Source organism: Roseateles sp. L2-2 (genome assembly GCF_050613215.1).
Taxonomy (GTDB): Bacteria; Pseudomonadota; Gammaproteobacteria; order Burkholderiales; family Burkholderiaceae_C; genus Roseateles; species Roseateles noduli.
In genome coordinates this window covers 1391971-1417912 of sequence record NZ_CP192509.1, presented here as the reverse complement: position 1 = coordinate 1417912, position 25942 = coordinate 1391971, and the positions used below count along the sequence as shown (strand labels likewise).

The 25942-nt window shown below is 68.8% G+C and carries 25 protein-coding genes; 17 read left to right on the top strand and 8 right to left on the bottom strand.

From position 1 onward, the window contains the following. The first annotated feature begins 212 nt into the window (after positions 1–212). Positions 213–1076, top strand: a complete 864-nt coding sequence (locus tag ACQZ13_RS06465) for a HEAT repeat domain-containing protein (RefSeq protein ID WP_431050389.1) — start codon at positions 213–215, stop codon at positions 1074–1076. Here ACQZ13_RS06465 and ACQZ13_RS06460 read toward each other — a convergent pair. Both ACQZ13_RS06460 and ACQZ13_RS06455 read right to left on the bottom strand, forming a co-directional pair. Next, on the bottom strand, positions 1034–1636 hold the full coding sequence (locus ACQZ13_RS06460) for a DUF4411 family protein (RefSeq protein WP_431050388.1): 603 nt from the start codon (positions 1634–1636) through the stop codon (positions 1034–1036). The genes ACQZ13_RS06465 and ACQZ13_RS06460 overlap by 43 nt on opposite strands. Before the next feature lies 1 nt (position 1637). Beyond that, positions 1638–2486 (bottom strand): hypothetical protein, encoded by an 849-nt coding sequence (locus ACQZ13_RS06455; protein WP_431050387.1) that lies wholly within the window; start codon positions 2484–2486, stop codon positions 1638–1640. Between the two features lie 374 nt (positions 2487–2860). Here ACQZ13_RS06455 and ACQZ13_RS06450 point away from each other — a divergent pair, with 374 nt between their 5' ends. From ACQZ13_RS06450 to ACQZ13_RS06405, 10 genes are all read left to right on the top strand, one after another. Continuing rightward, complete coding sequence (locus ACQZ13_RS06450; protein WP_431050386.1) at positions 2861–4411, top strand: Fic family protein; 1551 nt, start codon at positions 2861–2863, stop codon at positions 4409–4411. Continuing rightward, a complete protein-coding gene (locus tag ACQZ13_RS06445; protein ID WP_431053145.1) occupies positions 4411–5325 on the top strand; it encodes a LysR substrate-binding domain-containing protein in 915 nt (304 codons plus the stop codon). The genes ACQZ13_RS06450 and ACQZ13_RS06445 overlap by 1 nt, the downstream gene beginning before the upstream one ends. A 172-nt stretch (positions 5326–5497) precedes the next feature. Further along, positions 5498–7177 carry a malonate decarboxylase subunit alpha gene (gene mdcA / locus ACQZ13_RS06440; protein WP_431050385.1) on the top strand — a complete coding sequence of 560 codons (1680 nt, stop codon included), beginning with the start codon at positions 5498–5500 and terminating at the stop codon, positions 7175–7177. Between the two features lie 76 nt (positions 7178–7253). After that, positions 7254–7577 (top strand): malonate decarboxylase acyl carrier protein, encoded by a 324-nt coding sequence (gene mdcC / locus ACQZ13_RS06435; RefSeq protein ID WP_431050384.1) that lies wholly within the window; start codon positions 7254–7256, stop codon positions 7575–7577. Beyond that, positions 7574–8494, top strand: a complete 921-nt coding sequence (locus ACQZ13_RS06430; RefSeq protein WP_431050383.1) for a biotin-independent malonate decarboxylase subunit beta — start codon at positions 7574–7576, stop codon at positions 8492–8494. The genes mdcC and ACQZ13_RS06430 overlap by 4 nt, the downstream gene beginning before the upstream one ends. An 11-nt stretch (positions 8495–8505) precedes the next feature. Next, positions 8506–9207 carry a biotin-independent malonate decarboxylase subunit gamma gene (locus ACQZ13_RS06425; RefSeq protein ID WP_431050382.1) on the top strand — a complete coding sequence of 234 codons (702 nt, stop codon included), beginning with the start codon at positions 8506–8508 and terminating at the stop codon, positions 9205–9207. A gap of 14 nt (positions 9208–9221) precedes the next feature. Next, positions 9222–9902, top strand: a complete 681-nt coding sequence (gene mdcG, locus ACQZ13_RS06420; protein ID WP_431050381.1) for a malonate decarboxylase holo-[acyl-carrier-protein] synthase — start codon at positions 9222–9224, stop codon at positions 9900–9902. Between the two features lie 13 nt (positions 9903–9915). Then, positions 9916–10818: a triphosphoribosyl-dephospho-CoA synthase MdcB gene (gene mdcB / locus ACQZ13_RS06415; RefSeq protein WP_431050380.1), complete on the top strand. Its 903-nt coding sequence runs from the start codon at positions 9916–9918 to the stop codon at positions 10816–10818. 44 nt (positions 10819–10862) lie between these two features. Continuing rightward, on the top strand, positions 10863–11738 hold the full coding sequence (locus ACQZ13_RS06410) for an ACP S-malonyltransferase (RefSeq protein WP_431050379.1): 876 nt from the start codon (positions 10863–10865) through the stop codon (positions 11736–11738). 158 nt (positions 11739–11896) lie between these two features. After that, positions 11897–13267: an SLC13 family permease gene (locus ACQZ13_RS06405; RefSeq protein ID WP_431050378.1), complete on the top strand. Its 1371-nt coding sequence runs from the start codon at positions 11897–11899 to the stop codon at positions 13265–13267. A 162-nt stretch (positions 13268–13429) separates the two neighbouring features. Here ACQZ13_RS06405 and ACQZ13_RS06400 read toward each other — a convergent pair whose 3' ends face one another. Next, positions 13430–13792 carry a DUF3331 domain-containing protein gene (locus tag ACQZ13_RS06400; protein WP_431050377.1) on the bottom strand — a complete coding sequence of 121 codons (363 nt, stop codon included), beginning with the start codon at positions 13790–13792 and terminating at the stop codon, positions 13430–13432. A 91-nt stretch (positions 13793–13883) separates the two neighbouring features. Here ACQZ13_RS06400 and ACQZ13_RS06395 point away from each other — a divergent pair, with 91 nt between their 5' ends. Continuing rightward, a complete protein-coding gene (locus ACQZ13_RS06395) occupies positions 13884–14534 on the top strand; it encodes a TetR/AcrR family transcriptional regulator (protein ID WP_431050376.1) in 651 nt (216 codons plus the stop codon). Between the two features lie 228 nt (positions 14535–14762). Next, positions 14763–15263 (top strand): thioredoxin family protein, encoded by a 501-nt coding sequence (locus ACQZ13_RS06390; protein ID WP_431053143.1) that lies wholly within the window; start codon positions 14763–14765, stop codon positions 15261–15263. Positions 15264–15297: 34 nt separating this feature from the next. Here ACQZ13_RS06390 and ACQZ13_RS06385 read toward each other — a convergent pair whose 3' ends face one another. Beyond that, positions 15298–16044: a response regulator gene (locus ACQZ13_RS06385; RefSeq protein WP_431050375.1), complete on the bottom strand. Its 747-nt coding sequence runs from the start codon at positions 16042–16044 to the stop codon at positions 15298–15300. Positions 16045–16326: 282 nt separating this feature from the next. On the opposite strand from ACQZ13_RS06385, the gene ACQZ13_RS06380 reads away from it, so the two are divergent. Continuing rightward, on the top strand, positions 16327–16956 hold the full coding sequence (locus tag ACQZ13_RS06380) for a 2-hydroxychromene-2-carboxylate isomerase (protein WP_088408475.1): 630 nt from the start codon (positions 16327–16329) through the stop codon (positions 16954–16956). Beyond that, positions 16953–18356: an ATP-binding protein gene (locus ACQZ13_RS06375; protein WP_431050374.1), complete on the top strand. Its 1404-nt coding sequence runs from the start codon at positions 16953–16955 to the stop codon at positions 18354–18356. The genes ACQZ13_RS06380 and ACQZ13_RS06375 overlap by 4 nt, the downstream gene beginning before the upstream one ends. 499 nt (positions 18357–18855) lie before the next feature. Here ACQZ13_RS06375 and ACQZ13_RS06370 read toward each other — a convergent pair whose 3' ends face one another. The 3 genes from ACQZ13_RS06370 to ACQZ13_RS06360 all read right to left on the bottom strand — a co-directional run bounded on the left by ACQZ13_RS06370 (position 18856) and on the right by ACQZ13_RS06360 (position 23280). Continuing rightward, positions 18856–19653: a fumarylacetoacetate hydrolase family protein gene (locus tag ACQZ13_RS06370; protein ID WP_431050373.1), complete on the bottom strand. Its 798-nt coding sequence runs from the start codon at positions 19651–19653 to the stop codon at positions 18856–18858. 163 nt (positions 19654–19816) lie between these two features. After that, positions 19817–20914, bottom strand: a complete 1098-nt coding sequence (locus tag ACQZ13_RS06365; protein ID WP_431050372.1) for an esterase-like activity of phytase family protein — start codon at positions 20912–20914, stop codon at positions 19817–19819. 110 nt (positions 20915–21024) lie between these two features. Continuing rightward, complete coding sequence (locus tag ACQZ13_RS06360) at positions 21025–23280, bottom strand: TonB-dependent receptor (protein WP_431050371.1); 2256 nt, start codon at positions 23278–23280, stop codon at positions 21025–21027. A gap of 286 nt (positions 23281–23566) precedes the next feature. Here ACQZ13_RS06360 and ACQZ13_RS06355 point away from each other — a divergent pair, with 286 nt between their 5' ends. Both ACQZ13_RS06355 and ACQZ13_RS06350 read left to right on the top strand, forming a co-directional pair. Continuing rightward, the gene (locus tag ACQZ13_RS06355) at positions 23567–24313 is read left to right on the top strand and encodes a GntR family transcriptional regulator (RefSeq protein ID WP_431050370.1); all 747 of its coding nucleotides are present in this window, start codon (positions 23567–23569) and stop codon (positions 24311–24313) included. After that, positions 24310–25320 (top strand): carbohydrate kinase family protein, encoded by a 1011-nt coding sequence (locus ACQZ13_RS06350; RefSeq protein WP_431050369.1) that lies wholly within the window; start codon positions 24310–24312, stop codon positions 25318–25320. Before ACQZ13_RS06355 ends, ACQZ13_RS06350 begins: the two co-directional genes overlap by 4 nt. Here ACQZ13_RS06350 and ACQZ13_RS06345 read toward each other — a convergent pair. Next, positions 25317–25922 carry a TetR/AcrR family transcriptional regulator gene (locus tag ACQZ13_RS06345; protein WP_431050368.1) on the bottom strand — a complete coding sequence of 202 codons (606 nt, stop codon included), beginning with the start codon at positions 25920–25922 and terminating at the stop codon, positions 25317–25319. The two genes, ACQZ13_RS06350 and ACQZ13_RS06345, sit on opposite strands and share 4 nt — an antisense overlap. Positions 25923–25942: the final 20 nt, after the last annotated feature.

Below are 25942 nucleotides of genomic sequence, written 5' to 3'. Positions count from 1 at the left end.
CGCAGTGCGGGAGAGGGGGCCACCCCAGTGCTCCTGCCACGGATGGCTCGGTGCATTCTCACTCCCTCTCCCGCTTGCGGGAGAGGGCGGGGGTGAGGGCCAGCAGCCGCGGCAGTCAACAATCCTGCACTCTGGATCGAGGACAGGTCCTACCGAAGGGTGACCGACCGTTGTGGGTAGAGTCGGACATCGCGTCTTCGAGTGCCACGCCGATGAAACGCCTTGCACGCAACCGCTTGAAGTCCTTCAGCGTCGATCGCCTGCTGCGCCACGCGCTGCGGCATTGGCATGCGCAGGAAGGGTGGCGTGCGGTCGAGGTCCTGCAGCGACGAGGATCTCCCGCGCTGCTGGCCCGTATCGAAGCGATGAGCGACAGCCCGCGCGTCCGTCGGCGCGCGGTCGGGATGTCGATCGCCGCGCAGCTGATGCGGCGGGAGCACGGCCGCGACGTCGTCTTCGCCGAGCAGCAGACCCAGCAGCTCCTGCTGCGAGGTCTGTCCGATCCGCATCACGACGTCGTCCGTGCCGCGGTCGCCGGACTCGGGCAACGGCCGCATGGCGCGAGCGTCAAGGGGCTGCTCCGCTTGTCGACCCATGCGGACAGCAAGATGCGCTGGCAGGTCGCCGTGGCACTCGGCTCCTATGAGGAACCGGAGGCGATCGAAGGCCTGATCCGTCTCGCGACGGACACGTCCGCCGAAGTTCGCGACTGGGCCACCTTCGGGCTGGGATCGCTGCGCGACGACGACACGCCGGAGATCCGCGGAGCGCTGCGAACGAACCTGCAGGACAGCGACGAGGATGTCCGCGGCGAGGCGCTGGTGGGGCTCGCACGGCGTGGCGATCACGACATCGTCGATGTCCTGATCACGCAGCTCACGCCCGAGTGCCACCTGTATGAGCTGGACGCAGCCGAAGCGCTCGCCGATCCGCGCCTGGTCGAACCACTGCAGGCGCTTTCCCGATCCGCGCCGCCTTCGTGGACCGCGATCTGGCAATCCCACCTGGATGAGGCGCTGGCCGCCTGCTCGAATCAATCCGTGCCGGTGGGCACCGAACGCAGCAGCGCTTCCTGAACGTCCGCAGCCGCAGTTCTCGGCGGTTCGTCCTTCGAGATCTTCGCGAGGTTCGCACCCTCGTACGGCTCGTGAATCGGGCCGAGGACGAAGCGAGCCTGGAGCTCGCGCAGCATCACGTGCGGTTCGATGCAGCGCACGCCGACTGCTGCGCAGACGTCCGGGATCTTGATCTTCTTCTTCGAGCCCCGAGCCGACTTTTCCAAAGTCACGACCGTGTCACCACGCGCGAGCCCATGAACCACGAGGTACATGTCCGCGGAGTCCATGAACTCAAAGAGCACGGGATCCAGCAAGCCCTGCTTGTTGACCCATTCCACGACGGCGTGGATGGCCATGGCCACCGTGTCATCCGCGTCGAGCCAGAAGCCTGGCGACTGCGCGGCAACCCACGGCACGATCACCTCGTCGGTCAGTTCGTCGCGTACCTGGGTCACGCTGAAGACTTGACCATCCGCCTGGCTGACCGTCAGCCATCGCCAGAAGGCAGGACAGAAGTCCATGCCGTAGTAGGTCTTCCGGGCTTCCAGGAACACGTTCGCGTCCAGCAGATAGGCCATCTCACACCTCCAGATCAAGGGATCGGCCGATCGCGTCAAACACGTCGGTGGACTTGATGCCCAGCATCCGGAACGCCGACATGAAGGTCGTCGACGTGCCGCCCGTGTTGCAGATCAGGGCGCGGGTGAACGTGCGGCTTGACCGCGTGGCGACGGCCAACCAGCCATCGATGGACGGCATCGACGGGACGACCAGCTTGTTCGCGGCAACATGCCGATGAAGCCGGGCCACGACCTCCCTCGCAACGGCGTCGCAGAATCGCGGCATGCTTGCGTCGCTGCGGACCGGAGCCGCCGCAGTACTGACACCCGACTGCCCGAGCCACACCAAGGCGAGGTGCCTGGCGAGCGTCAGGAGTTGATCGTCCTTCCCCTGCCGCTCGTTGAGAACGATCACGGGCGCCAGCTCGTGAGTGAGGGTGAGACCAAGCACCTCCTCCGCGTCGAACGGACCGGCGCCGCCCTCCATGCCCCAGGGGCTCGTCATCACGAGAATGCCGGCGGCCTCCGCCATGTCGACGACAACGTCGAAGAGATGGTTCCGCGGTTCGGGCCAGAGGCAGGTCCTTCCGCGACTCCCGAGGAAGGCGACGATGGACGCCGCCGCAATGTGCGGGATGCCGTTCACCGTCACGCTGCCGACGAACGGGAGCGGATCCTCTCCGAGTTCGACCAGGTAGTCCCGGTACCACTCCTGACGCACTTCGAACGGGTGAACCACGGAATCCCAGCAACGCGGACTGGGCGGCCAGGGTGTCGGGATCTCCGGGTCCGGAAACAGGCGCGGCGGGTTGACCAGGTGTTCGAGGGCCACCCGCTGCGGCTGGCCCTTCAGATGTGCTTGTTGCATGGGCTCATTGCACTGCGCCTCGCCCCGCAACGCGATCCTCAATTCGTTGGTAGATACGGGCGCAACACCAACCGCAGATGAAGGTCGGTGCGCCTCCATCGATGCCTGATTTGAGCGATCTCCGATCCCTGGAATCGGTCGGTCACGATGGTCCTCGGGGTGTTCGCCGCAGAGACTGTTGATCGCCGTCAGGCGATCGCGGGCGATCCGCCCCTACGCAAATCTGTAGCCAGCCTTCGACCAACGAACGGCGGACGCTATTCCGCGCATCGGCGACGGTCGCACCGGCCTCGCGGACACATCCGCTATAGCGTTTTTTTCGACAAAGTGCTTTTCTCTAGCAAAATGAACGCCCCTATAGCGATTTTCACGTGATGGCCGACGTCCATATTGGCTTTCAGCGACTGGTGGAGCTCCACCAACTCCAGCTGGTGCAACCGCTATTCACGCGTAGCCGCATCGGCACGCGCCTGCAGCGGGAAGAAGCTTCGGGACGGGAGATCAAGACCTGGACCCCCTCCTATCAGCCGGAGGACAGCTTGCGCGGACATTTCGAGTTCGGCCTGAAGTACGAGCGCATCAATCTGGAGTTCTTCTCGCGACTCTTCACGACGATCGATCCGGAGGAGGTTGCCGGCTGGGTCCGTCAAGAACCGACCGGCATCTACGCCCGGCGCACGGCCTTCTACTTCGAGTGGATCACCGGCAAGCAGTTGTCGGTGGCCGACTGCAAGTCGACTGTGGGGTACGTCGATGCACTGCCTTCGGACCTCTACCTGACCGCAGCACGCGCCGAACGCAATCGCCGCTGGCGGGTCAACAACAACATGCCGGGAACGCCCGCCTTCTGCCCGCTGGTGCATCTCGGTCCGGCAGACCAGCGCGATTGGGTCTACGACGTCGCGGCAGGCGTGAAGGAGCTCGACGAGCGCTATGGCGCGGAGATTCTCTTGCGGAGCGCGGCGTGGTTGACCTTCAAGGAATCGCGCGCCAGCTTCGCGATCGAACACGAAGCGGATCAGGAAGACCGCGTGAAGCGGTTTGCGGCGGTGATCCAGGAATACAGCGGGCATCTCGAAGACGCGATGGCGCCGGCCAACCTCGACATGCTGCAGAGGGCGGTGCTGGGCGACGCCGCGCTGAGGACGGGCGTGCGGCAGTCTCCCGTGTTCGTCGGTGAAAGCACGTTCCGAGGGCAGATCGTCCACTACGTTGCACCCGCCGAGCCCGCCGTCGAGCCGATGCTGGACGCGCTTCGTGAACTGGAAGTTCGCACGCGCGAGATGCCCGGCGTCGCCCGCATCGCGGCGATCTCGTTCGGATTCGTCTATCTGCATCCGCTGGCGGACGGCAACGGCCGTATCCACCGCTTCCTGATCAACCATCTGCTCGCCGGCGACGGTCTGGTCCCGCCCACCATCATCGTGCCAGTCTCCGCCACGATCGCGGGCACAGCCCGGGCGCGGGCTGAATACGATCAGGTGCTGGAAGCAATCTCCAAGCCGTTCATGAAGCGTTACGCCGACGCCTATCGATTCGGCGAACTGCGGAAATGCCCGGACGGCGTCACGACCGATTTCGAATTCCTCCAGATCGAGGATGCCGGACATGTCTGGCGTTTCCTCGACCTCACCGAACACACGCGATACCTCAGCGCCGTGCTGCGGCAGACCGTCGAGCACGAGATGGCGGAGGAGGCCCAATTGCTGCGCCAGAACGATCGAGCCCGCGCTGCCATCAAGCGCGTGGTCGAGATGCCGGATCACGACGCCGATCGCATCATCCGATCGCTGAAGGAGAGCAACTGGATGGTCAGCAACAAGCTGCGCAAGACCCTGCCCGAGATCTTCCAGGATGACGGCAAGCTGCACTCGCGTCAGGATCGGATCATTGCCGCGGTGAAGACCGCATTCGAGGACACATGATGCTCCCCCGCATCAGCGAAGAGATCACCTTCCGCAAGCTCGAGATCCTGATCACGTTCCTTGAGAGCGGCAGCCTCGCGCGCGCCGCGGAGCGGCTGGGCACGAGCGCCGTCAGCGTGCACCGCGCGCTGCATTCGCTCGAGGCCGGCACGCGCTGCGCGCTGTTCCGGCTCGAAGGCCGCAACCTGCAGCCCACCGACGCCGCCCACGCCCTCGCCGACGTCGCCCGCGAGATCCTCCAGCGCATGGACGAAGGCATCAGCGCCACCCGCGCCATCGCCGGCTACGGCGCCGAACGCATCCGCATCGGCTCGCTGTACTCGCTGACCAGCGGCACCGTGCCGTCGATGATCATGGCGCTCAAGGCCCGCAAGCCCGACGTCCAGGCCGAGCTCATCCTCGGTTCCAACTCCGACCTCACCCAGCGCCTGCGCGACGGCACCATCGACGCCGCCGTCATGGGCCTGCCCGAGGCCGCCCCGGAACTCGAGACCCACGCCCTCTTCGAGGACGACATCTTCTTCGCCGCCCCCGCCCAGTCGCCCTACGCCGAGCTTGCGAGCATCGACCTGCGCGACTGCGTCGAGGAACGCTTCGTCAGCCTGCAGGAAGGCTTCGTCACCTACAACCGCTTCGTCGACGCCTTCCGCATCGCCGGGTTCGAGCCGCAGATCGTCATGAAGACCAACGACATCTTCTCGCTCATGAACCTGGTGGGCGGCGGCATCGGCTGCACCCTGCTGCCCGGTCGCGTGCGCGGCGTGCTGCCGCCCAGCGTGCGGCTCATCCCGCTTCAGGAGCGCTACGCCGTGCGCCAGACCATCGCGCTGTGTTTCCTGCGCACCCGCGAGCGCGATCCCAACCTGCTCGCGCTGCTCGCGGCCAGCCGCACGCTGAAACTCGGCGGCCACTGAAGCGCTGCGCTCACTGACGCCGATCGACGGATCGGCGGGTCCGACTCCGGGTATCCCCTGAAGGGCAGGACGACGATCCGTCGCCCCCTCGCGGCAACCGTTCCGCTCCCCGTAATCGTCCCGCGTGCCGGTTGATTGATCGGGCGGCCCCCGGCCCGTAACTTCCGTCTCCATGGACCGCATCCCCATGGACACCAAGGCCCGCGACCGCGCCGCCCGGCTCGCCGCGGCCCGCGAGGCGCTCGGCACGCGACTGGCCGCACGACACGTCGAGACCGACGCGATCGTCGACCTGCTGCACGCCGTGCTCAAGCCCGGCGACCGCGTCTGCCTGGAGGGCAACAACCAGAAGCAGGCCGACTTCCTGGCCAAGGCGCTGGTCCGCCTCGACCCCGCGCGCGTCCACGACCTGCACATGGTCCAGTCCGTGCTCGCGCTGCCCGAACACCTGGACGTCTTCGAGCGCGGCATCGCCGGCCTGCTCGACTTCAGCTTCTCCGGGCCGCAGGGCGCGCGACTCGCCAAGCTGCTGTCCGCCGGCCGCCTGAAGATCGGCGCGATCCACACCTACCTGGAGCTCTTCGCCCGCTACTTCGTCGACCTGACGCCCAAGGTCTCGCTGATCGCCGCGCAGGCCGCCGACGTCCACGGCAACCTCTACACCGGCCCCAACACCGAGGACACGCCCGCGATCGTCGAGGCGACGGCGTTCTCCGGCGGCATCGTCATCGCGCAGGTCAACGAGCTGCTGCCCGAAGGCACCGCCCTGCCCCGCGTCGACGTGCCCGCGGACTGGGTCGACTTCGTCGTGCGCGCGCCCACGCCCAACGTCATCGAACCGCTGTTCACCCGCGACCCCGCGCAGATCAGCGAGATCCAGGTGCTGATGGCGATGATGGCCATCAAGGGCATCTACGCCGAGTACGGCGTGCAGCGCCTCAACCACGGCATCGGCTTCGACACCGCCGCGATCGAGCTGCTGCTGCCGACCTACGGCGAGTCGCTCGGCCTGAAGGGCAAGATCTGCCGCCACTGGGCGCTGAATCCGCATCCGGCGCTGATCCCGGCGATCGAGGCGGGCTGGGTGGAATCCATCCATTCGTTCGGCTCCGAGCTCGGCATGGAGGACTACATCCGCGCCCGCTCGGACGTGTTCTTCACGGGCCCCGACGGCAGCCTGCGCAGCAACCGCGCGTTCAGCCAGGCGGCGGGGCATTACGCCTGCGACCTGTTCATCGGCTCGACGCTGCAGATGGACCTGGCGGGCAACAGCTCGACGGCGACGCTGGGCCGCATCGCCGGCTTCGGCGGCGCGCCCAACATGGGCGCCGACGCGCGCGGCCGCCGTCACGCCAGCCCCGCCTGGCTGAAGGCGGGCGAGGAGGCGCGCGGCCACCTGACCGGCGCCGCCGCGACACCGCGCGGACGCAAGCTGGTCGTGCAGATGGTGGAGACTTTCCGGGAGCACATGCAGCCCGCGTTCGTCGAACACCTCGACGCGTGGGAACTGCAGCGCCAGGCCGGGATGGACCTGCCGCCCATCATGATCTACGGCGATGACGTCACGCACGTCCTCACCGAGGAAGGCATCGCCAACCTGCTGCTGTGCCGCAGCGACGAGGAACGCGAACAGGCGATCCGCGGCGTCGCCGGCTACACGGCGGTGGGACTCGGGCGCGACCGCCGCGCCGTGGAGAACCTGCGCGACCGCGGCGTGATCAAGCGCCCGGAGGACCTCGGCATCGACCCGCGCGACGCCACCCGCAACCTGCTGGCCGCGCGCGGCATGCGCGACCTGGTGCGCGCCTCCGGCGGGCTGTACCAGCCGCCGAAGCGCTTCCGCAACTGGTGAGCCGCCTCGACAGCCATCTTGAGCCAGCACGAAACAAGCACGACGAGTCCACACGAGACAACACGAGAGAGATGCCATGACGCCCGTTCCGCCCGGTCTCGAAACCCTGGACTTCCGCTTCGCCGGCTCCCACGCGCTGAGCGGCTTCGCGCCGGTGCTGGTCGGCGTCGTCGGCTCCGGCAACCTGGAGGTGATGCTCGAACCGGAGACAGGCGGCGACTGCGCCGTCCGCGTCCAGACCTCCGCACGCGGCTTCGCGGCCATCTGGCAAGCGGTGCTGGACGACTTCCATCGCCGTCACGACCTGGCCGGCGTGCGCGTGTCCATCAACGACATGGGCGCCACGCCGGCGGTCGTCAGCCTGCGGCTCGACCAGGCGGTGCAGGAGCTGCGGCCATGACGGCGCTCTCCTACGCGGAATGCTCGGCGCGCGAGCGGCTGGCGCTGCTGCTCGATCCGGACAGCTTCCACGAATGGCTGCCGCCGCAGGAGCGCGTGATGAGCCCGCACCTGGCGCAGCTCGGCGTGCCCTCGGCCTTCGACGACGGCGTCGCGGTCGGACGCGCGGCGCTCGACGGCCGGGCGATCTTCGTGGCCGCGCAGGAAGGCGCCTTCATGGGCGGCGGCGTGGGCGAGGTCCACGGCGCCAAGCTCGTCGGCCTGCTGCGCCGCGCGCTGCGCGACCGGCCTGCCGCCGTGCTGCTGCTGCTCGATTCGGGCGGCGTCCGTCTGCATGAGGCCAACGCCGGCCTGATCGCGGTGTCCGAGGTCATGCGCGCGGTGCTGGATGTCCGCGACGCCGGCATCCCGGTGATCGCGCTGATCGGCGCGGCGAACGGCTGCTTCGGCGGCATGGGCATCGTGGCGCGCTGCACCGACTTCGTCGTCATGAGCGATCTCGGCCGGCTCGCGATGTCGGGGCCCGAGGTCATCGAGGCGTCCAACGGCGTCGAGGAATTCGACGCCCGCGACCGCGCGCTGGTCTGGCGCACCACCGGCGGCAAGCACCGCTGGCTGAGCGGCGACTGCGACGCCCTGGTCGAGGACGACGTCGCCGCCTTCCGCCGCGCGGCGATCGCGGCCATGGACACGTTACCGACATCGCGACCGGTCACGATCGACGCGTTGGAAGCGGAACATGCGCTGATCGCGCATCGGCTGTCGTTGCTCGACGAACCGGTCGACGGTGACGACGCGCAGGCGCTGTGGACGCGGCTCGGCGTCGCGCAGGCCACGCGCATTCCGGACCTGGACGTCGCCGCCGTCGTGCCGCTGCGTCCTTCGACCTCCGCGTCGTCGAACGACCGAACCCGGTAGGAGACACGAACATGGATTGGAAGACTTTGGCCACGACGCTGTTCGGCTCGGACCGCGGGCTGACGCTGGACGGCGACTTCCTGCACGGTGCGGTCGAACTCGACGGCGAGCCGCTGACCGTCGTCGGCACGACGAACCACGCACCGATCGGCGTGAAGCTCGCGCTGGCGCAGGCGCGCGTGGTGCTGGACACCCTTGCCCGCCATCCGGGTCGGCCTATCCTCCTGCTGATCGACACGCAGGGGCAGCAGCTTCGTCGACGCGATGAGCTGCTCGGCATCAACCGCGCGATGGCGCATCTGGGCATGACGATCGACCTCGCGCGCCGACGCGGGCATCGCGTGTTGGGGCTGGTCTACGACCAGGCGCTGTCGGGCGGCTTCATCACCTCGGGCCTCATCGCCGACGCCTGCGACGCGCTGCCCGAGGCAGAGATCCGCGTCATGCGCATCCCGGCGATGTCACGCGTGACGAAGCTGCCGGAAGAGATGCTCACGGCGCTGTCCGAAACGAATCCCGTGTTCGCGCCGGGCGTCGACAACTACGTGGCGATGGGCGGCGTGCGCCGGCTGTGGTCCGGCGACCTGCAGGCGGCACTGCGCCAGGCGCTGGCCGATGCGCCGACGGAGGACCGCCGCGCCATCGACGGCGCCGGGCGCGGCGGACGCCGGCTCGCGGCCGAAGTCACGCAGCGCGTGCTTGACGCGGCCTGACGCGGATCGACGCCATGGCCCGCCTTCACCGCCATCAACTCGTGCACCTGACGCCGGCAGCATGGGAACGCTTGCGCACGGGCGCGCGCGACGCGGTCGAGCGCGAATGCCTCACGCTGTGGGCCTCCCGCGGGCTGCCGCTGGTGGTGACGCAGCAGCGCTGCGATGCGGGCGCCGAGCCGGCCTCGATCGCGATGGGCTTGTCGGCGCCGCTGCGCTGGGAGTCGCGCCGCATCGGCGTCAGCGCCGCGCGCAGCGAGGTGATGTTCTTCGACGAATTCCCCGCCGCGCGGGCCGTCTCGAAGCTGCTGCCCGCGTCGGCCCGCGCCGCCTGGGACGACCTGTGCCGCGCAGCATTCGCCTGCGGCGTCCAGCCGCGCGTGTACGGCAGCTACGGCTGGCAGGCGCTGTCGACGATGGTCCACGTGCGCGCCGACTCGGATGCGGACCTGTGGGTCGGCGTGACCGACGCCGGGCAGGCCGACCAGGTCGCCGCGCTGCTGGCGGGCGCGGAGATCCCCGGACTCCGGCTGGACGGCGAGCTGGTCTTCGACGGCGACAACGCGGTGTCCTGGCGCGAATGGCTCACCTGGCGCGCGGGCGGCGTGCGATCCATCCTGGTCAAGTCCATGGGCGGCAGCCGGCTCGTGACCGAGCTCGGCGAGATCGTCCGCGACGTCAAGGCGGCGGCATGAACGCCGACGACGCATGACACCCGACGCCATCGGCCGCGCCGCCGCCGCCGCGCTGTACGACGAACTGGCGCTGTCGCCCAAGCCCGGCCTGGTCACCTTCACCAGCAACGGCAGTCACAGCGACATGGATGCGCGGACCTTCATGCGCAGCCTCTCGTCGCTGCGTCCGTACTTCGTCCGCATCGCCGGCCTCGGCGCGACGGGCGCGGAGTTCCCCGAACTCGAACGCGCCGGCATCGAGGCGGAAGCCCGGATGCTCGCAGCGACCGGCGGCGTCAACACGCATCGCGGCGCGATCTTCCTGCTGGGATTGCTCTGCGCGTCCGCCGGTGCCGTCGTCGCCACGCGTCGGCAACTGACGCCGGAGGTCCTGCGCACGATGCTCATCGAGCGGTGGGGCGACGCACTGCAACGCCGTTCGTCCCGGCCCTCCCACCTGCCAGGCGGTATCGCCGCTCGCCAGCTGAAGCTGCGCAGCGCATCCGAAGAGGCCGCACTCGGATTCCCTGCCGTGTTCGAAACGGCGATTCCGGCGATGTGTTCGGCCCTCCGGCGCGGGCTGTCGCGCGAACGCGCGCAGCTCGACACCCTCTTCCATCTCATGGCGACGCTGGACGACAGCAACCTCGCGCATCGCGGCGGTCTCGACGGGCTGCGCTTCGCGCAGCGCGCGGCACGTGGGTTCATCGACCAAGGCGGCGCCGCGACGCCTGACGCCCAGGATCGCGCCGCGGCGATCGCAGCCGACTTCGAAGCCCGCCGGCTCTCGCCCGGCGGTTCCGCCGACATGCTGGCCGCCGTGTGCTGGATGCGACGGATCGGCGCCCTCGACGCGATCGATGGAGTCGATGGAGTCGATGGAGTCGATGGGGTTGGTGGGGTCGGTGTGGTGCCAACACGCCTCGCACTGTCGTGAGCGTCGCGGTCGTCTTCAGCGGTCAGGGAAACCAGCATCCCGCGATGCTGCCGTGGCTGGGCGACGACGCCTCGATGGCGACCTTGAGTTCGCGACTCGGCGTCCCCGACTGGCGTGAGGCGCTCGCCGATCCCGGATGGGCGCGCACGAACGCGCACGCGCAGGTGCTGATCACGACGACCGGCCTCGCGGCGTGGTCGCGGATCGCATCGCGCTTGACGTCCGCATCGATCGAGATCATCGGCGTCGCTGGCTACAGCGTCGGCGAGCTCGCCGCGAGTGCGGCGGCGGGCGTCATCGATGCAGAGCATGCCATCCGTCTCGCGGCTCAGCGCGCGAGCTTCATGGACGAAGCGAGCCGGTCGCTCGCGGGCGGACTCTGCGGTGTGACCGGCCTTGCAGCGACGGAGGTTGAAGCCGTTCTGCTCGGAACGCCCGTGAGCATCGCCATCCGCAACGGCGACGACTCCGTCGTCATCGGCGGACCGCTCGGCGAGGATGCGCTCGATGCCGTCGAAGCGACGCTGGCCGCGCGCGGCGCGCGTTGCACGCGGCTCGCCGTCTCCGTCGCGTCGCATACGCCGCTGATGCGTTCCGCGGCGGAGGCATTCAGTCTTGCGCTATCGACCTCGGACCTGCGCGCTCCGATGCTCGCGCTGTTCGACAGCGACGCCAATCGCGTCTGGACCGCGGACCAGGCGCGCGCCGGACTCGCGCGCCAGATCGACCACACGGTGCGATGGGACGAGGTCATGGATCAGCTCGCCGCACGCGGGCCGTCCTGCGTGCTGGAGATCGGCGGCGGTCAGGCGCTCGCACGGCTCTGGCAACAGCGGCATCCGTCGATTCCCGCGCGCTCCGCGGACGAATTCCGCACGCTGGACGGCGTGCTCGCGTGGATCGAACGCAGCGCGCCGTGAGGCGCGCGGAACGGGTTCTCCCTCGATCGTTGCGTCGCGCGTAAAGGTCCCGTCATGAGCTTGATTGAAGCTCGCCCGCGCGCTCGATACCGTGCATGCCATCGAGAAACGATGCGGCCGGCGTTCGACGCGCCGGACCGTCACAACAGGAGACGGCGATGAACATTCACTGGATATCCATCCTTCCACTGGCGGCCATGTTCGTCGTGGCCACGGCGCTGCCGATCAACATGGGCGTGCTGGCCTTCGTCGGCGCGTTCCTCGTCGGCACGCTGGCGGCAGGCATGAGCGCCAAGGCCATCATGGCCGGCTTCCCCGCCGAGCTGTTCCTGACGCTGGCGGGCATCACCTATCTCTTCGCACTCGCGCAGAACAACGGCACCATCGACTGGCTGGTGCGGCTCGCCGTGCGCGCGGTGCGGGGCCGCATCGCGGCGATCCCGTGGATCATGTTCATGATCGCGGCGCTGCTGACCTCGTTCGGCGCGGTCAGTCCGGCGGCGGTCGCGATCATCGCGCCCATCGCGCTCGGCTTCGCCGCGCGGCACGGCATCAATCCGCTGATGATGGGGTTGATGGTGATCCACGGTGCGCAGGCGGGCGGCTTCTCGCCGATGAGCATCTACGGCGGCATCACCAACAAGATCGTCGCCAAGGCGGGCCTACCGCTCAGCGAGATCACGACCATGCTGGCGAGCTTCGGCGTCAACTTCGCGGTGTCGCTGGGGCTCTTCCTCGCACTCGGCGGGCTGCAGCTGATGCGATGCGGGCGTGTCGCGGACGACGGGGAGCTTGCGCCTATCCCGCCGGTCGCGCGGGCACAAGGCGGTCCGCAGGTCTTCGGCGATGCGGAAGCGGCTTCATACGGCGAAGGCCGCCGTGTCGCGGCGAGCAAGTCCTCCATGATGGGCCAGGTCCAGACGCAGACCTTCCAGAACACCGGTCCGCACCAGGTGATCACGGCGCTGGGCCTGCTGCTGCTGGCGGTGCTGACCCTGGTCTACAAGCTGGACATCGGTTTCGTGTCGATCACGATCGGCCTGGTGCTGAGCCTGATGCAGCCGCGGCTGCAGAAGAGCGCGCTGGGTCAGGTCTCGTGGCCGGAGATCATGCTGATCGTCGGCGTGAGCACGTACGTGGGCGTGATGGAGAAGATGGGCACGATCGACTACGTCGGCCACAGCGTCGCGAATCTCACGTCGCCGCTGATGGCGGCGCTGCTGCTGTGCTTCGTCGGCGCGGTGGTGTCGGCCTTCGCGTCGTCGACGGCGGTGCTGGGATCGCTGATCCCGTTGGGCGTACCGTTCCTGACGGGCGACAACTCGACGATGGCGATCGGCTTCATCGCGGCGATGGCGGTCTCGTCGACGATCGTGGACGTGAGTCCGTTCTCGACCAACGGGGCCTTGGTGCTGGCCAATGCCAAGGGCATGGACCGCGACCGCTTCTTCCGGCTGCTGCTGCTTTACGGTGTCGCGGTGACGGTGATTGCGCCGGTGGTGGTGTGGGGGCTCTTCGTGGTGCTGTGACGTGACGGAGGGCTTGGCCGGTGCCGGCGGCGAAGCCGAGCGTTCAAGACTGACTTGAGCGCCGTCTGTCTGAGTGCAGTGAGCCGCAGGCGAACGGAACGAGTTGGCGCGACCTCGCGAGGCGTGAGCCGCCGGTGCCGGCCAAGCTCGCGCGCTCGTTCTTCAGGCGTCGACGAACGCTGCTGCGATCATTTCTCCGGCGTTGATGGGCGAGGATTCATCGACGCGCGGGGTGTAGATCATTTCGCCGGCGCGGATGGCGGATCCGGTGAGCACGCAGATGCCGTCGCGTTTGGACGGGACCATGTCCCAGATCTGATAGCCGTAGTGGCAGGCGCCGGGGTCTGACCAGGAGATGGCGGCTGTGCGCGGCGTGGGGCGGTCGAGCACGTGGATGGTCGGTGCGGTCTTGAATTGACGAGCGGAGGGGGCTGGGGGCGTATCGGGCACGCCGCCGTTGCCGAGCCACGCGACTGTGCGCAGCCAACCGTCCCGGGACGGATCGCTTGCGAGATCCCTGTACATGCGACACCGCCTTTCTCATCCGCCGGACAATCCGGCGTCAAAGCCTGAAATAATTCAACGCGTGATGAATATAACAAAGGCGGGGCGAACGATGAACAAGACCCCGAAGACTGGCGGGGCGCCGCGAAGGCGCGGGCGGCCGAGCGCGGACTGTGCGCAAGGCGCGGACAACCTGCTGCGCACCGCGCGGCGGATCTTCGCGCTGCGCGGTTATGAAGCTGCGAGCGTGCGCGAGATCGCGCGCCAGGCCGGCCTCGATCCGGCGTTGATCGCGCATCACTTCGGGTCGAAGGAAGCGCTCTGGCTGGCGGTGGTCGAGCAGATCCGGGTGCTGATGGACCCGATGCTGCAGATCGCCGAGGAGCTGGGCGGCGACGCCTCGCTGGGTCCGCGCCAGCGCGTCGAGCGCTGCATGCTGTCCTTCATCGACCGCGTCTTCGAGCACCCGGACATCGGCATCTTCTTCTCCACCGCCGCGACCGAGGAAGGCGAGCGGCTCAACGTGCTGGTCGACACCATCGTGCGGCCCTTCCACGATGTCTGCCTGCCGCTGTTCAGCGACGCGATGGACGCCGGCGAACTGCACCGCTGCGATACGGCGCTGCTGTTCTCGGTGCTGATGAACGGCATCAGCAAGACGGTGGCCTACGCGCATGTGATGCGGGCGGTGTCGACGCTGCCGGACGATCCCGCGCGATTCAAGCGCGAGCTCACGGACATCACGCTGCATCTGTTGCGCTGAGCATCGGATCGTCTTTCCTTCCCGGGCGGGATACACAGGCATACGAAAGCCGTATCGCGGATCGGGCGGTTTTCGAAGAATCCGCTCCATCGCAGCAACCCGCTGCAGGCCTGGAAAGGATTCCCCATGTCGCAGACCACCCGCCGCCCCCTCACCGGACGCTCCTTCTTTCCGCTGCTGATCGCCGGCGCTTCGGCCGTCGCGGCGGTGGCGCTGTCGTTGCCGCCGATGGCGTCCGATGCGGTCGCCGCGTCGCTCTTCGGCAACATCGGCAGCACCGGCATGGCCGGCAAGCCGGCGCCGGCCTTCACCGGCATCGACAACTGGATCAACAGCCCGCCGCTGAAGATCGACGAACTGCGCGGCAAGGTCGTGCTGGTGGACTTCTGGACCTACACCTGCGTCAACTGCCTGAACCAGCTGCCGTATGTGAAAGCCTGGCACGAGAAGTACAAGGACCAGGGGCTGGTGGTCGTCGGCGTGCATTCGCCGGAGTACGACGAGGAGCGCTCCACCGCCGGACTGAAGGACGCGATCGCGCGCCTGGGCATCCGCCACGCCGTCGCACAGGACAACGACTTCAAGACGTGGAAGAGCTACGGCAACCGCTACTGGCCGGCGATCTACCTCGTCGACAAGCAGGGGAAGATCGTCTACTCCCACTTCGGCGAAGGGGCGTACCAGCAGACCGAGGCGCAGATCCAGACGCTGCTGAAGCAGCAGGGTTGAGCAACTGGACTGAACGACCAGGAGGGCGCGACGATCAGTCGCGGCCCTCAACAGCCATCGACAGCACGTAGCCTTCGCTGCGGACGGTCTTCAGGTACTTCGGCTCGCGCGCGTCGTCGCGCAGGCGCTGGCGGATGCGGCTCACAAGCAGGTCGATCGAACGCTCGAAGAGCTCGGCCTCGCGGCCCTGCGTGAGGCTCAGCAACTGATCCCGGCTCAGCACCCGCTGTGGATGGTCGAGGAACACGCGCATCAGGCGGTACTCCGCGCCGCTGAGCGGCACCACCGTGCCCTGCTGGTCGATGAGGTGACGCTCGACCGTGTCGAGCACCCATTCGCCGAAGGCCAGCCGCGGCGACTCGTCGGTCGAGCGCATGTTGGGCGGCAGCATCCGAGCGCGACGCAGCACCGACTTGATCCGCGCCAGCAACTCGCGCGCCGCGAAAGGCTTGGCGAGGTAGTCGTCGGCGCCCATCTCCAGGCCGAGGATGCGATCCGCCTCGTCGCCGCGCGCCGTCAGCATGATCACCGGCGTCGCCTTGTGCTTGCCCGCGCGCAGGTCGCGACACAGCGACAGGCCGTCCTCGCCCGGCAGCATCAGGTCCAGGATCACCAGATCCACCGGCGTGCCGGTCTCCAGCGAGATGCGCATGTGGCGCCCGGTCGGCACGGCCGTCACCTTCAGGCCGTTGCGGGTCAGGTAGGTGGTGAGCAATTCGCGGATCTCGCGGTCGTCGTCGACGATCAGCACATGATCCTGGGTGGGCGCGGTGGTCTGCATGGGCGCAATGTACCGGCGACGCCCCCGCCAGGGGTACGGACAGGCAATGTTGTGTCTCCGGTGCGGGACACGGATACACGCCAATACAAAGGCGCCCACAAGTGCGGCGCCCGGGCCTATAAACCGGCCTGCGGGATTCAGCACTGCCACGGCCGCTGGCCCTCACCCCTGCCCTCTCCCGCAAGCGGGAGAGGGAGTAAGAAGGGCGTCCTGCCTTCATCGCTTCCCCGACGCTTCGGAGTTGCTGGTGATTGCCGATCGCCCAACGCCTTGGAGACCCTCGTGAGCCGCGTCATCGATTACTTTTTCGCCCCGATCAGCCCCTGGACCTACCTCGGTCACGAGCGCTTCGCCGCCATCGCGCGCGACGCCGGCGCCACCGTGCGGTTGATCCCGATCGACCTGATCAAGCTGTTCGCCGTCTCCGGCGGGCTGCCGCTGGCGCAGCGACCCGCGCAGCGTCAGGCCTATCGACTGCTGGAGCTGCGGCGCTTCTCGAAGCACCTCGGGCTGCCGATGAACGTCGAGCCGGCCTGCTTCCCGGTCCAGCCGCACAAGGCCGCGCGATTGATCATCGCGGTCGACCAGGCCGACGGCGCGGACGCCGCGATGCGCGTGACCGGCGCGCTGCTGCGCGCGGTCTGGGAGCAGCAGCGCGACATCGCCGACGACGCCACGCTGACCGCGATCCTCGGCGAGCAGGGACTGGCCGCCGAGCGTCTGGTCCGTTCCACCGACGACGACATCGGCGCGCAGTACGACGCCAACACGCAGCGCGCGATCGACGCCGCCCTGTTCGGCGCGCCGAGCTATGTCCTCGACGGCGAACTGTTCTGGGGCCAGGACCGCCTGGACTTCCTGCAGCGCGCGCTGAAGTCCGAAGGCGACGAGGGCCTGGGCGAAGGCGCATGAGCACCGCGTCCGCCTCGACCGCCGCGCGTCCGGGAACGACGAGGTCCGCGCAGGAACCGAAGCGCCGCTTCGGCCCGCGCACGCTCTTCGCGCGCGTGTTCTGGCTGATGGTGTTCGGCATCGCGATCGCGCAGGCGATGGCCTACGTCGCGATCCGGCAGGAGCGCTCGATGGCGTTGCGCACGCTGATGATGTCGGGCGTGGAGCGCGACATCGCCACCGGCATCGCCGTGCTGGACCGTCTGCCGGTCGCCGAACGCCCCGACTGGCTGAAGCGCCTGGAGCGCCCGAACTACCGCTTCGCGCTCGCCGACGAGATCGATCCCAAGGCCGGACCGGTGCAGCGGACCGACTTCAACGGCCCCTTCGTCGACGCGCTGACGCAGGCGATGCAACCCTTCCACATCGAGCGCGCGGTGCAGCTCGGCGTCAAGCGGTACCAACTGCTGGTGCGCCTCAACGACGGCTCGGCGGTGACGGTCCACGCGCAACGCGTCGACATGCCCATCCCCGAGTGGGTGATGTGGGTGCTGGGCGCACAGCTCATCGTGCTGGCGGTGTGCAGCTGGATGGTGGTGCGGCTGGTGACGCGTCCGCTGAAGACGCTCGCCGCCGCGGCGGACGACCTCGGTCCGGACCTGTCGCCCACGCTGATCCCCGAGGAAGGTCCGGCCGAAGTCGCCCACGCCGCGCGCGCCTTCAACGCGATGCAGCAGCGCATCGCCGGCTACACGGCGGAACGGGTGGAGATCCTGGCCGCGATCTCGCACGACCTGCAGACGCCGATCACCCGCATGCGCCTGCGCGCCGACCTGATGAGCGACGAGGAACTGCGCGGCAAGTTCCACCACGACCTCAACGCGATGCATGTCCTGGTCCGCGAAGGCGTGACCTACGCGCGCACGCTGCACGGCACCTCGGAAGTGCCGGCCCGGCTGGACGCCGACGCGCTGCTGGCGAGCATCGTCGGCGACTACGAGGACGCCGGCGAGGCGGTGACGCTCCACGGCGAGGCCGGCTCGCCGATCATGGCGCAGCCGCAGGCGCTCAAGCGCATCCTGGTCAACCTGATCGACAACGCGTTGGCGTTCGGCGGCCAGGCCGGGATCCAGGTGACGCGCAGCGTCGCGCAGGATCTGCAGGATCGGCAAGACCCGACCCCTCGCCTGACGATTGCGGTGCTGGATCGCGGGCCGGGCATTCCCGAAGAACAGCTGCAGGCCGTCTTCAAACCCTTCCACCGGCTGGAGACCTCGCGCAACCGCGACACCGGCGGCACCGGCCTGGGTCTGGCGATCGCACTGCAACTCGCTACCGCCATGGGGGGAAGCCTGTCCCTCCACAACAGGACCGATGGGGGACTCGAAGCCCGGCTCACCCTCCCCGCCCCGCTGCCCTGACACTGTCCACGGCTTCTGTGGACAACTCTGTTGGCTCAACGGGCAGGGATTCCGCAAGCCGTTGATTCCTCACGGAATTCATTGCAGTGCTGCGAAATGAGGCAGCGATCCGAACGGGCTATCCGACACCCGTTTCGCGCACAGTCGGATTGTCCCTGCGAACTGTGGACAAGTCTGTTGGCTGCCTCTGCAGGGTCTGTTCAACCCGTTGTTTCACAAGGGAAAAACTTCCAGTGCTTCAAAAAAAGGCAGTCCCGAGACGCGGGCGGTTGGCGACCGGACGGCCTTGACGCCACCGCCCGGGACGGTGGGCAAAGTTCGTTCCTCCTCCGCAGTTGCTCACAGTGCCCACTGGTTGTGCACCGGGCCGCCAGACTGTCCACGGCCTCTGTGGACAAGTCTGTTGGCTGCCCGGGCAAGGATGCTGCAAGTGCTTGTCGTGGCAAGGAAATACTTGCAATGCTGCGGAATGAGGCAACCCCTCCTCGGAGGTACGCCCTCAGACGATCCGGATACCCAGGTTCGGCAGGCCGTCGATGTGGCAGTCGATGACGTCGCCCTTGACCACCGGGCCGACGTTCTCCGGCGTGCCGCTGTAGATGATGTCGCCCGGCTTGAGTTCGAATGCCCGCGACAGCTGCGAGATCTGCTCGGCGACGCTCCAGATCATTTGGCTCAGATCGGCGTCCTGCTTGGTCTGGCCGTTCACCTTCAGCCAGATCGCGCCCTTGGACGGATGACCGCCCAGCCGCGCGACCGGGTGGATCGGACCGATGGGCGCCGACTGGTCGAAGCTCTTGCCGATCTCCCACGGCTTCTTCTGGTCGCCCATGCCGCGCTGCAGGTCGCGTCGCGTCATGTCCAGGCCGATCGCATAGCCGTACACGAGGGCGAGCGCCTGTTCGGTGGAGAGGTCGCGCCCGCCCTTGCTGAGCGCCGCCACCAACTCGCACTCGTAGTGGTAGTTCTTCGTCAGCGTCGGATACGGGTGATCGGCCACGGTGCCCGGCGCGACGTTCTGGATCGCGTCGGTGGGCTTCTGGAAGAAGAACGGCGGCTCGCGCGTCGGGTCGCTGCCCATCTCGCGCGCATGCGCCGCATAGTTGCGGCCGATGCAGTAGATGCGGCGCACCGGGAAACGCTGGTCGCTGCCGACGATGGGGATCGTCGTCTGCGGCACGGCGAACGGGGTGTTCGCCGTCGCGGATGTCGAATCGGCCTGGCCCGGCAGCGCGCAGCCGGCCACGGCGCCGACAGCCATCACGGCCGAAGTGTTGAGCAGGGAACGTCGGTCCATCGCGGTCTCCTTCGAGGTTGAGTTGTCCGACGCGGCACGCCCCCTGGAAAGCGGACGGACCGCCGCGGCGCTTGCAGCGTAGGCGTCGGTCCGGACCACCGCGTCGGCGTTTCCCCTCGATGCCCACTGCTCGCGGGCGAGTCGCGCACCGATCGGTCGCCCCTTACTCGGACAGGACCTCCAGCGCGATCAGCTGCGTGATCTGCGACGGACTAAAGTTGTCGTCGGAGATCAGCATCAAGGTCCGATGCCCGTTGGGCAGCCGCGGGCCCCAGGCCGCGCCCTCGATGTTGTCGACCTGCGGCAGCCCGAGCGCCATCAGGTCGAGGACCAGCCGCTTGCGCATCGGCACCGATGCCGCGCGCGGGATTGCCTCGACACCGTGCAGATCCGTCGCGCCTGTCGCGTCGGTCTCGAAGATCCGCGCGGAGAAGCGGTAAGCCCCGCCGGCGGTCTCCCTGCCGGACCGTTCCACGACCAGCAGCGCCCCCGAGGGCGTCGCCAGCAACTCGCTGACGCCGTTGTCGGCCCGCGTGCCGCCGCCCTCGGGCGCGAAACGGATCGGCTCCAGCGGGTAGGCGAACTGGCCCAGCACCCGCCCATCACGGGCGACGCGAGAGAAGCGCGTCCACGCGCCCGCAGCGAGCGAGGGGACGTCGCCGTCCTGGCGGAGCGGCGCCTCCATCGACATCCACAATGAGCGGCCGTCGGGACTGAAGGCGAGTCCCTCGATCGTCAGGTTGGGTCGCGCGCCGCGCCGGCCCGCCGGATCGAAGCGCAGGTTGTCCGGCACGGACCACGACGACACGAAGCCGCCGTCGCGCGCGCTCACGCGGACGAAAGGGTCGCCGCCTCGCGTCGGATCTCCCTCGCTGGACCAGACCAGACGACCGTCGACGGGATCGATGCGGATCGCCTCAGGGTCCGGCACCTCGCCGCTGCCCCTGGCAGTCGCAGTATCAGCGGCGGCGGAAGCGGCGGCGGCTGTGGCGTCGGCCTGGGCCCCGCTCGGATAGACGCTCCCGTCAGGGCGCCGGAGCGCGACGGTGCCGGTGATCTCCACGGATCGGATCGCCGAGGCGTCGACGGCGATTCGCGCGGTGTAGAAGCGCGCCGGCGCGTGGTCGGACCGGTCGTCGCTGAGCAGGAACCAGGTGTCACGGTCGGCGTCGTAGTCGAGCCCCGAGATCCCACCCAGCGCTCGGTCCGGACCGCCGGCGGTGGGCGGCACCGTCCACGTGCCGATGAGTCGCAGCTGCATCGGCGCCGGACGCCAGGCCGATGGCGGCGCGAACTCCGAGCCGGCGCACCCGGAGAGCGCCACGGCGAACGCAGCGAAAGAAGCCGCGACAGCGGCGCGCCTCCACGCGGTCACAGTTCCGCCCGCAGCCAGAGCACCACCGTGCGGGGTGCGCCGATGAAGTAGCGTCCGGCGGTGGACGCCGTCGTCATCAGCTCGGGCGCGATGCCGGAGATGTAGCGCTTGTCGGTCAGGTTCTCGAGATTGAGGCCGACGGTGATGTGATCGAACTGGTACGACCCGTTGACGCCGAACAGCGCGTAGCCCGGCAGGCGCTCGTCGACGCCACTGCCCGCGACACGGGGGTTCGCGTAGTAGCCGGCGCGGCTGCCGAGGTAGCGCGCGTTGGCCGCCAGCTTCAGCGCGTCGGTCGGCCGCCAGGTCGCTTCGAGGAACAGGTTGCGCGGCGCGATGCCCACCAGTTCCGCGCCGTCGCGGATGAAGCCCTTGACCGGATAGCCCTGCGCGTCGACGTCGTCGAGCCGGTACTCGGTCTTCTGGTACGTGAACGCGCCGTACAGCCGGATCGATCGGTTGATCCGGCCGCTGGCGGTCAGTTCGAGCCCGCGCACGCGACGGCCCTGACCGACGTTCTCCGACTGCAGCGAGCCGGCGATGTCCGCCGCCACCGTCTCCTTCGACGTGATGGCGAACAGCTGCGCGCCGAGCGCGTAGTCCTCGCCCTTGTGGCGCAGGCCGAGGTCGAAGGCCTTGGCCGTGTCCATATCGCGCACCGATTGCGCCGCGCCCAGCGTCGCGGCCGCGCCGCCCTCCAGCGTGGCGTCGGTGACGGTGGCGGCGTTCTTCGCATAACCGGCGAAGACCTCGGTCGCGTCGGTCAGCGCGAACACGCCGCCCGCCTTCGGCAGCACGCCGGAATCGGCGCGCGCCCGGTTGACGAAGTTCAGCTTGGCCGTCTTCGAGTCCTGGATGGGCGCGCGGTAGTCGACGCGGTTGTCCAGGTAGGTCACGCCGTAGTCGACCTTCAAGCGCCCGTCCATCAGCGTCGTGCGGTTGGCCAGGTAGCCCATCGCGCTGCGGTTGGTCCAGTGCTTGTCCTCGCTGACGGCGTCGGCGGTCGCGGCGGTCGCCGGTCCGGACGACTCGTCGAGGATGGGATACCAGCTGCGCAGCTGCGAGCGTGTGTAGCGCTCGTACCAGGCGCCGGCGCGCCAGTCGAGCCAGTCGTTGACGCGGCCCGAGAGTTCAGCGAGCGCGCCGCGCCGCGTCATGTCGTAGGCGTTGGCGCGGAAGTAGAGGCTGGTCGCCTTGCCGTCGAGGCCCGGGAATCCGCCGTTGCCCAGGCCGGTTTCCTTGCCCACGCCGTCCTGCGTGTGCACATAGGCCTTGGCCGAGAGCTTCAGCCCCGCCGGCAGGCTGGTGCTGAGGTCCGCGTAGCCGATGCGGTCCGTGCGCGGATTGCCCTTCAGGCCGCGGTAGTTGCGGTCGGTGGCCGGCACGCCGGTCCACGAGTCGGTGTAGCCGTCGCGCTTGGGATCGGTGTTGAACTGCTTGAGCGTGACGATGTTGGTACCGCTGGTCTCGTCGCGGTCGTTGTAGCTGCCGCGCAGGCGCAGCACCGTGTCCTCGCCGAGCTTGGCGAGCACCTTGAAGTCCACGTGATCGCGTTCGTTGTGGCCGGCCGGATCGTCCACGTAGGACACCTGCCACTGCTGCTTGGACACGCTCAGGTAGCTGGTGACGCCCGGCGCGAGTTCGCCTGAATCGATGCGGGCGTAGAGGCGGCCGTACTCGGCGCTCCCGGCGGCCGCTTCGGCGCGCAGGCCGAAGCGGCGCTCGGGATCCTGCGTCAGGTAGTTGATGTGGCCCGCGAGCGCCTGGTGCGACGGCGCGCCGATCACGCCGGCCGACTGCGACACATCGACCGCGGCGAGGTTGCTCGAATCGAAGTAGCGCGTCGGCACTGACCCGCCGCCCAGGGTCGTGCGGCCGTTGGGGATGCCGTCGATCGAGAAGCCGATGCTGTCCTTGCCGAAGCCGCGCATGTTGATGGTGCTCTCGAAGCCGTCGCCGCCGAAGGCGTTCGACGACCCGACCTGGATCCCGGACACGCGCTCCAGCACCTTGTCGGCGCTGACGCCGGGCGGGTACTGGTCCAGATCGACGGCGACTATCTTCACGTTGGCGCGGGTCTGGCGCACGCCGACCGCCTCGCCGAAAACGACGACCTGTCCCATCGAGCGGGTGGTTTCAGCCGGCGCCGATGCGGCGGCGGCAGGCGGGACCGCTTCCTGGGCCAGGGCGTTCGGGACAGATCCGGCCATCGAGGCGGCCAGCACGGTGAGGGAGAGGACGGGGCGGCGCATGCAGACTCCGGGGCGCGGTGGACGCGATTGAGGACAGGAATGAGGAGCGGGTGAGATCGACCGGCCGCAATGTATCGTGGTACGTACCAGTTGATGATGAACCCCGTGACTGCAGTCCACCTTTGTGGATTTCACAGAATGGACACTGAACTCTGTGATCCGCGCGCGGGCTGACGACGTGTGGACGGCGTCGGCGTGTCCGATAGGCATTGGTACGTACCATGCTAGGATGAGCCGACCATGACATGAGCCCCCGGCGCGTGGTGCCCGGGCGCGGAGACTTCCCTTGAGCGAACGACCTTCCGACGCGGCCGCGCCGCGTTATCGGCAGTTGGCCGATGCCATCCGCCACGCGATCGACGACGGCACGCTGGGCGATCACCAGGCCCTGCCCTCGGAACGCGATCTCGCCGAACAGCACGAGGTGAGCCGGGACACGGTCCGCAAGGCCGTGCGCTTCCTGGAGGAACGCGGCGTCGTCTACAGCGACCACGGCCGCGGCACCTTCGTCGCGCCGGCGCTGGTGCGCCGGATGTCGCGCTTCATCGACGGTTTCTCCCAGGACACGGTGCACCGCGGCGGCGTGCCGTCGAACCTGGTGCTGACGGTCGAGCAGGTCGCCGCGCCTATGGGCATCGCGGCCTTGCTGCGGGTCGAGCCCGGCCAGCCGCTGACCCGCGTGCGCCGGGTGCGCCTGACCGACGGCGCGCCGATCGGCCTGCACGACGCGTGGTTCCCGCTGCCGCGCGGCGTCAAGCTGACGAAGGGCGAGGTCGAACAGACGACCTCGCTGTACCGGCTGCTGACGGAGCGGGCCGGCTTCGAGCCGGTCGAGGCGGTGGAGAACCTGTTCGGCGGACTGGCCGGCGCCGAAGACGCGCGACTGCTGCAGGTGCCGGAAGGCGCGGCCCTGCTGATGTGCGAGCGCATCACGCTGTCGGAGCGCCGTGAGCCGATCGAGTACTGCGAGATGAAGTACGTCTCCAGCTATCGCTACAACGCGCGGATCACGCGCACGAGCGGGCTGTCGTGAGCACGGACCGGCGCTGGGATCTGCTGGCGCTGGGCAATCCCTGCGCGGATCTGGTGGTCGACGTGGCGTCGCCGCCGCGTGCCGGCGAGAAGGTGCTGGGCCGGCTGCGCGGTCGCTTCGCGGGCGGCACGACGGCCAACGCGGCCTGCGCGTTGGCGCGGCTCGGCGGACGGGCGGCGGTCATGGGTCAGGTCGGCGACGACGACGCCGGCCGGCAACTGCGTGCCGCCTTCGAGACGGACGGCGTCGACGCGCGCCATCTCGCCACGCTGCCGGGACGATCCACCGGCTTGGCCATCGCGATGCGCCCGACCGGCGGGGACGCCGCACTGGTCGTCATTCCGCTGATCGCCGAGGCGATGAGTGAAACGACGCTGCGCGCGGCGCTGTCGATGAGCCGCGTCGTGCTTGCGACGCCCTCCGACTTGACCGAACTTCGCCGCCTCCGGCAGCTCGCGGCCGAGACAGGAACGCTGGTGGCGATCGACATCGATCCGGTGGTGGCCGCGGATCGCGGCGCGGTCCTGGCGCGCGCCGCGCTGGCGGACATCGTGCTGCTGAACGCACGCGCCCTGCACGGAACCGGCAAGGGCACCGCAGCGCACGACACCCCGGACGACGCGCTCCGCGCGCTGCAGGATCTGCGAGCGGCGCTTCCCTCCCCGCCTCTGCTGATGGCGGCGACCCGCGGCGCGCGAGGCGCCGGCGCGATCGACGCGACCGCTGAGATCGCTGAGATCGCCTCGGAAGACACGATCGTCAAGATGGCCGACGAGTCCGGCTTCCCGCGCGACGCCGTCGACACCACCGGCGCCGGCGACACCTTCAACGGCGCGTTGATCCTCGCCTGGCTCGAAGGCCAGCCGCTGCGTGAGGCCTTGCGCTTCGCCTGCGCGGCGGCGAGCCTGGCTGTCGGCGCCGTCGGCGCGCGCACGGCCATGCCGGATCGCGAAGCGACACAGCGACTGGCCGCCTCCGACGACGCGGGGCCCGCGCCCGCGACCTAGTTCGCCGCAGCAGTCGTCGCGTCGACGATCAGCTGCAAGCCTTTCAACACGGACGCGGCGTCCTCCGCGTACTGCGCCTGCACGATCGCCCCGTCGACCGCGACGGACAGCGCCGCGGCGATCTTCTTGCGTTGACGCGATGCGGGCAGCAATCCGGCGATCGCGTCGGTCATGTCCTGCTTGTGGCGGCGCGTCACCGCCACCACCTCGGGCAGGCTGGGCCCCATCTCGCCGACGCCGTTCAGGAACGCGCAGCCGCGGAACTCCCCGAGGGCCTGACCGCCGAACCACTCGGCCATCGTCGGCACCAGCGCACCGGCGCCGGAATCGGTGCCCCTGGCCGCGCCGCCGTGGCGTTCCAGCGCCCCGTTGAACCAGTCCATCCACCGCCCGTGCCGCAGGTCCAGGTAGGCCAGGATCAGGTCGTTCTTGCTCGGGAAGTGCCGGTAGAACGTGACCTTGGTGACGCCCGACGCGGCGATCACGCGGTCGATGCCGGTGGCGCGGATGCCCTCGGCATAGAACAGGTCATGGGCGGTGCGCAGGATGCGCTCGCGGGCGGGCAGCTCGCCGATGTCCACGCTGCCGTTGGTGTCGTCCATCCGATCATTGTAGACAGACC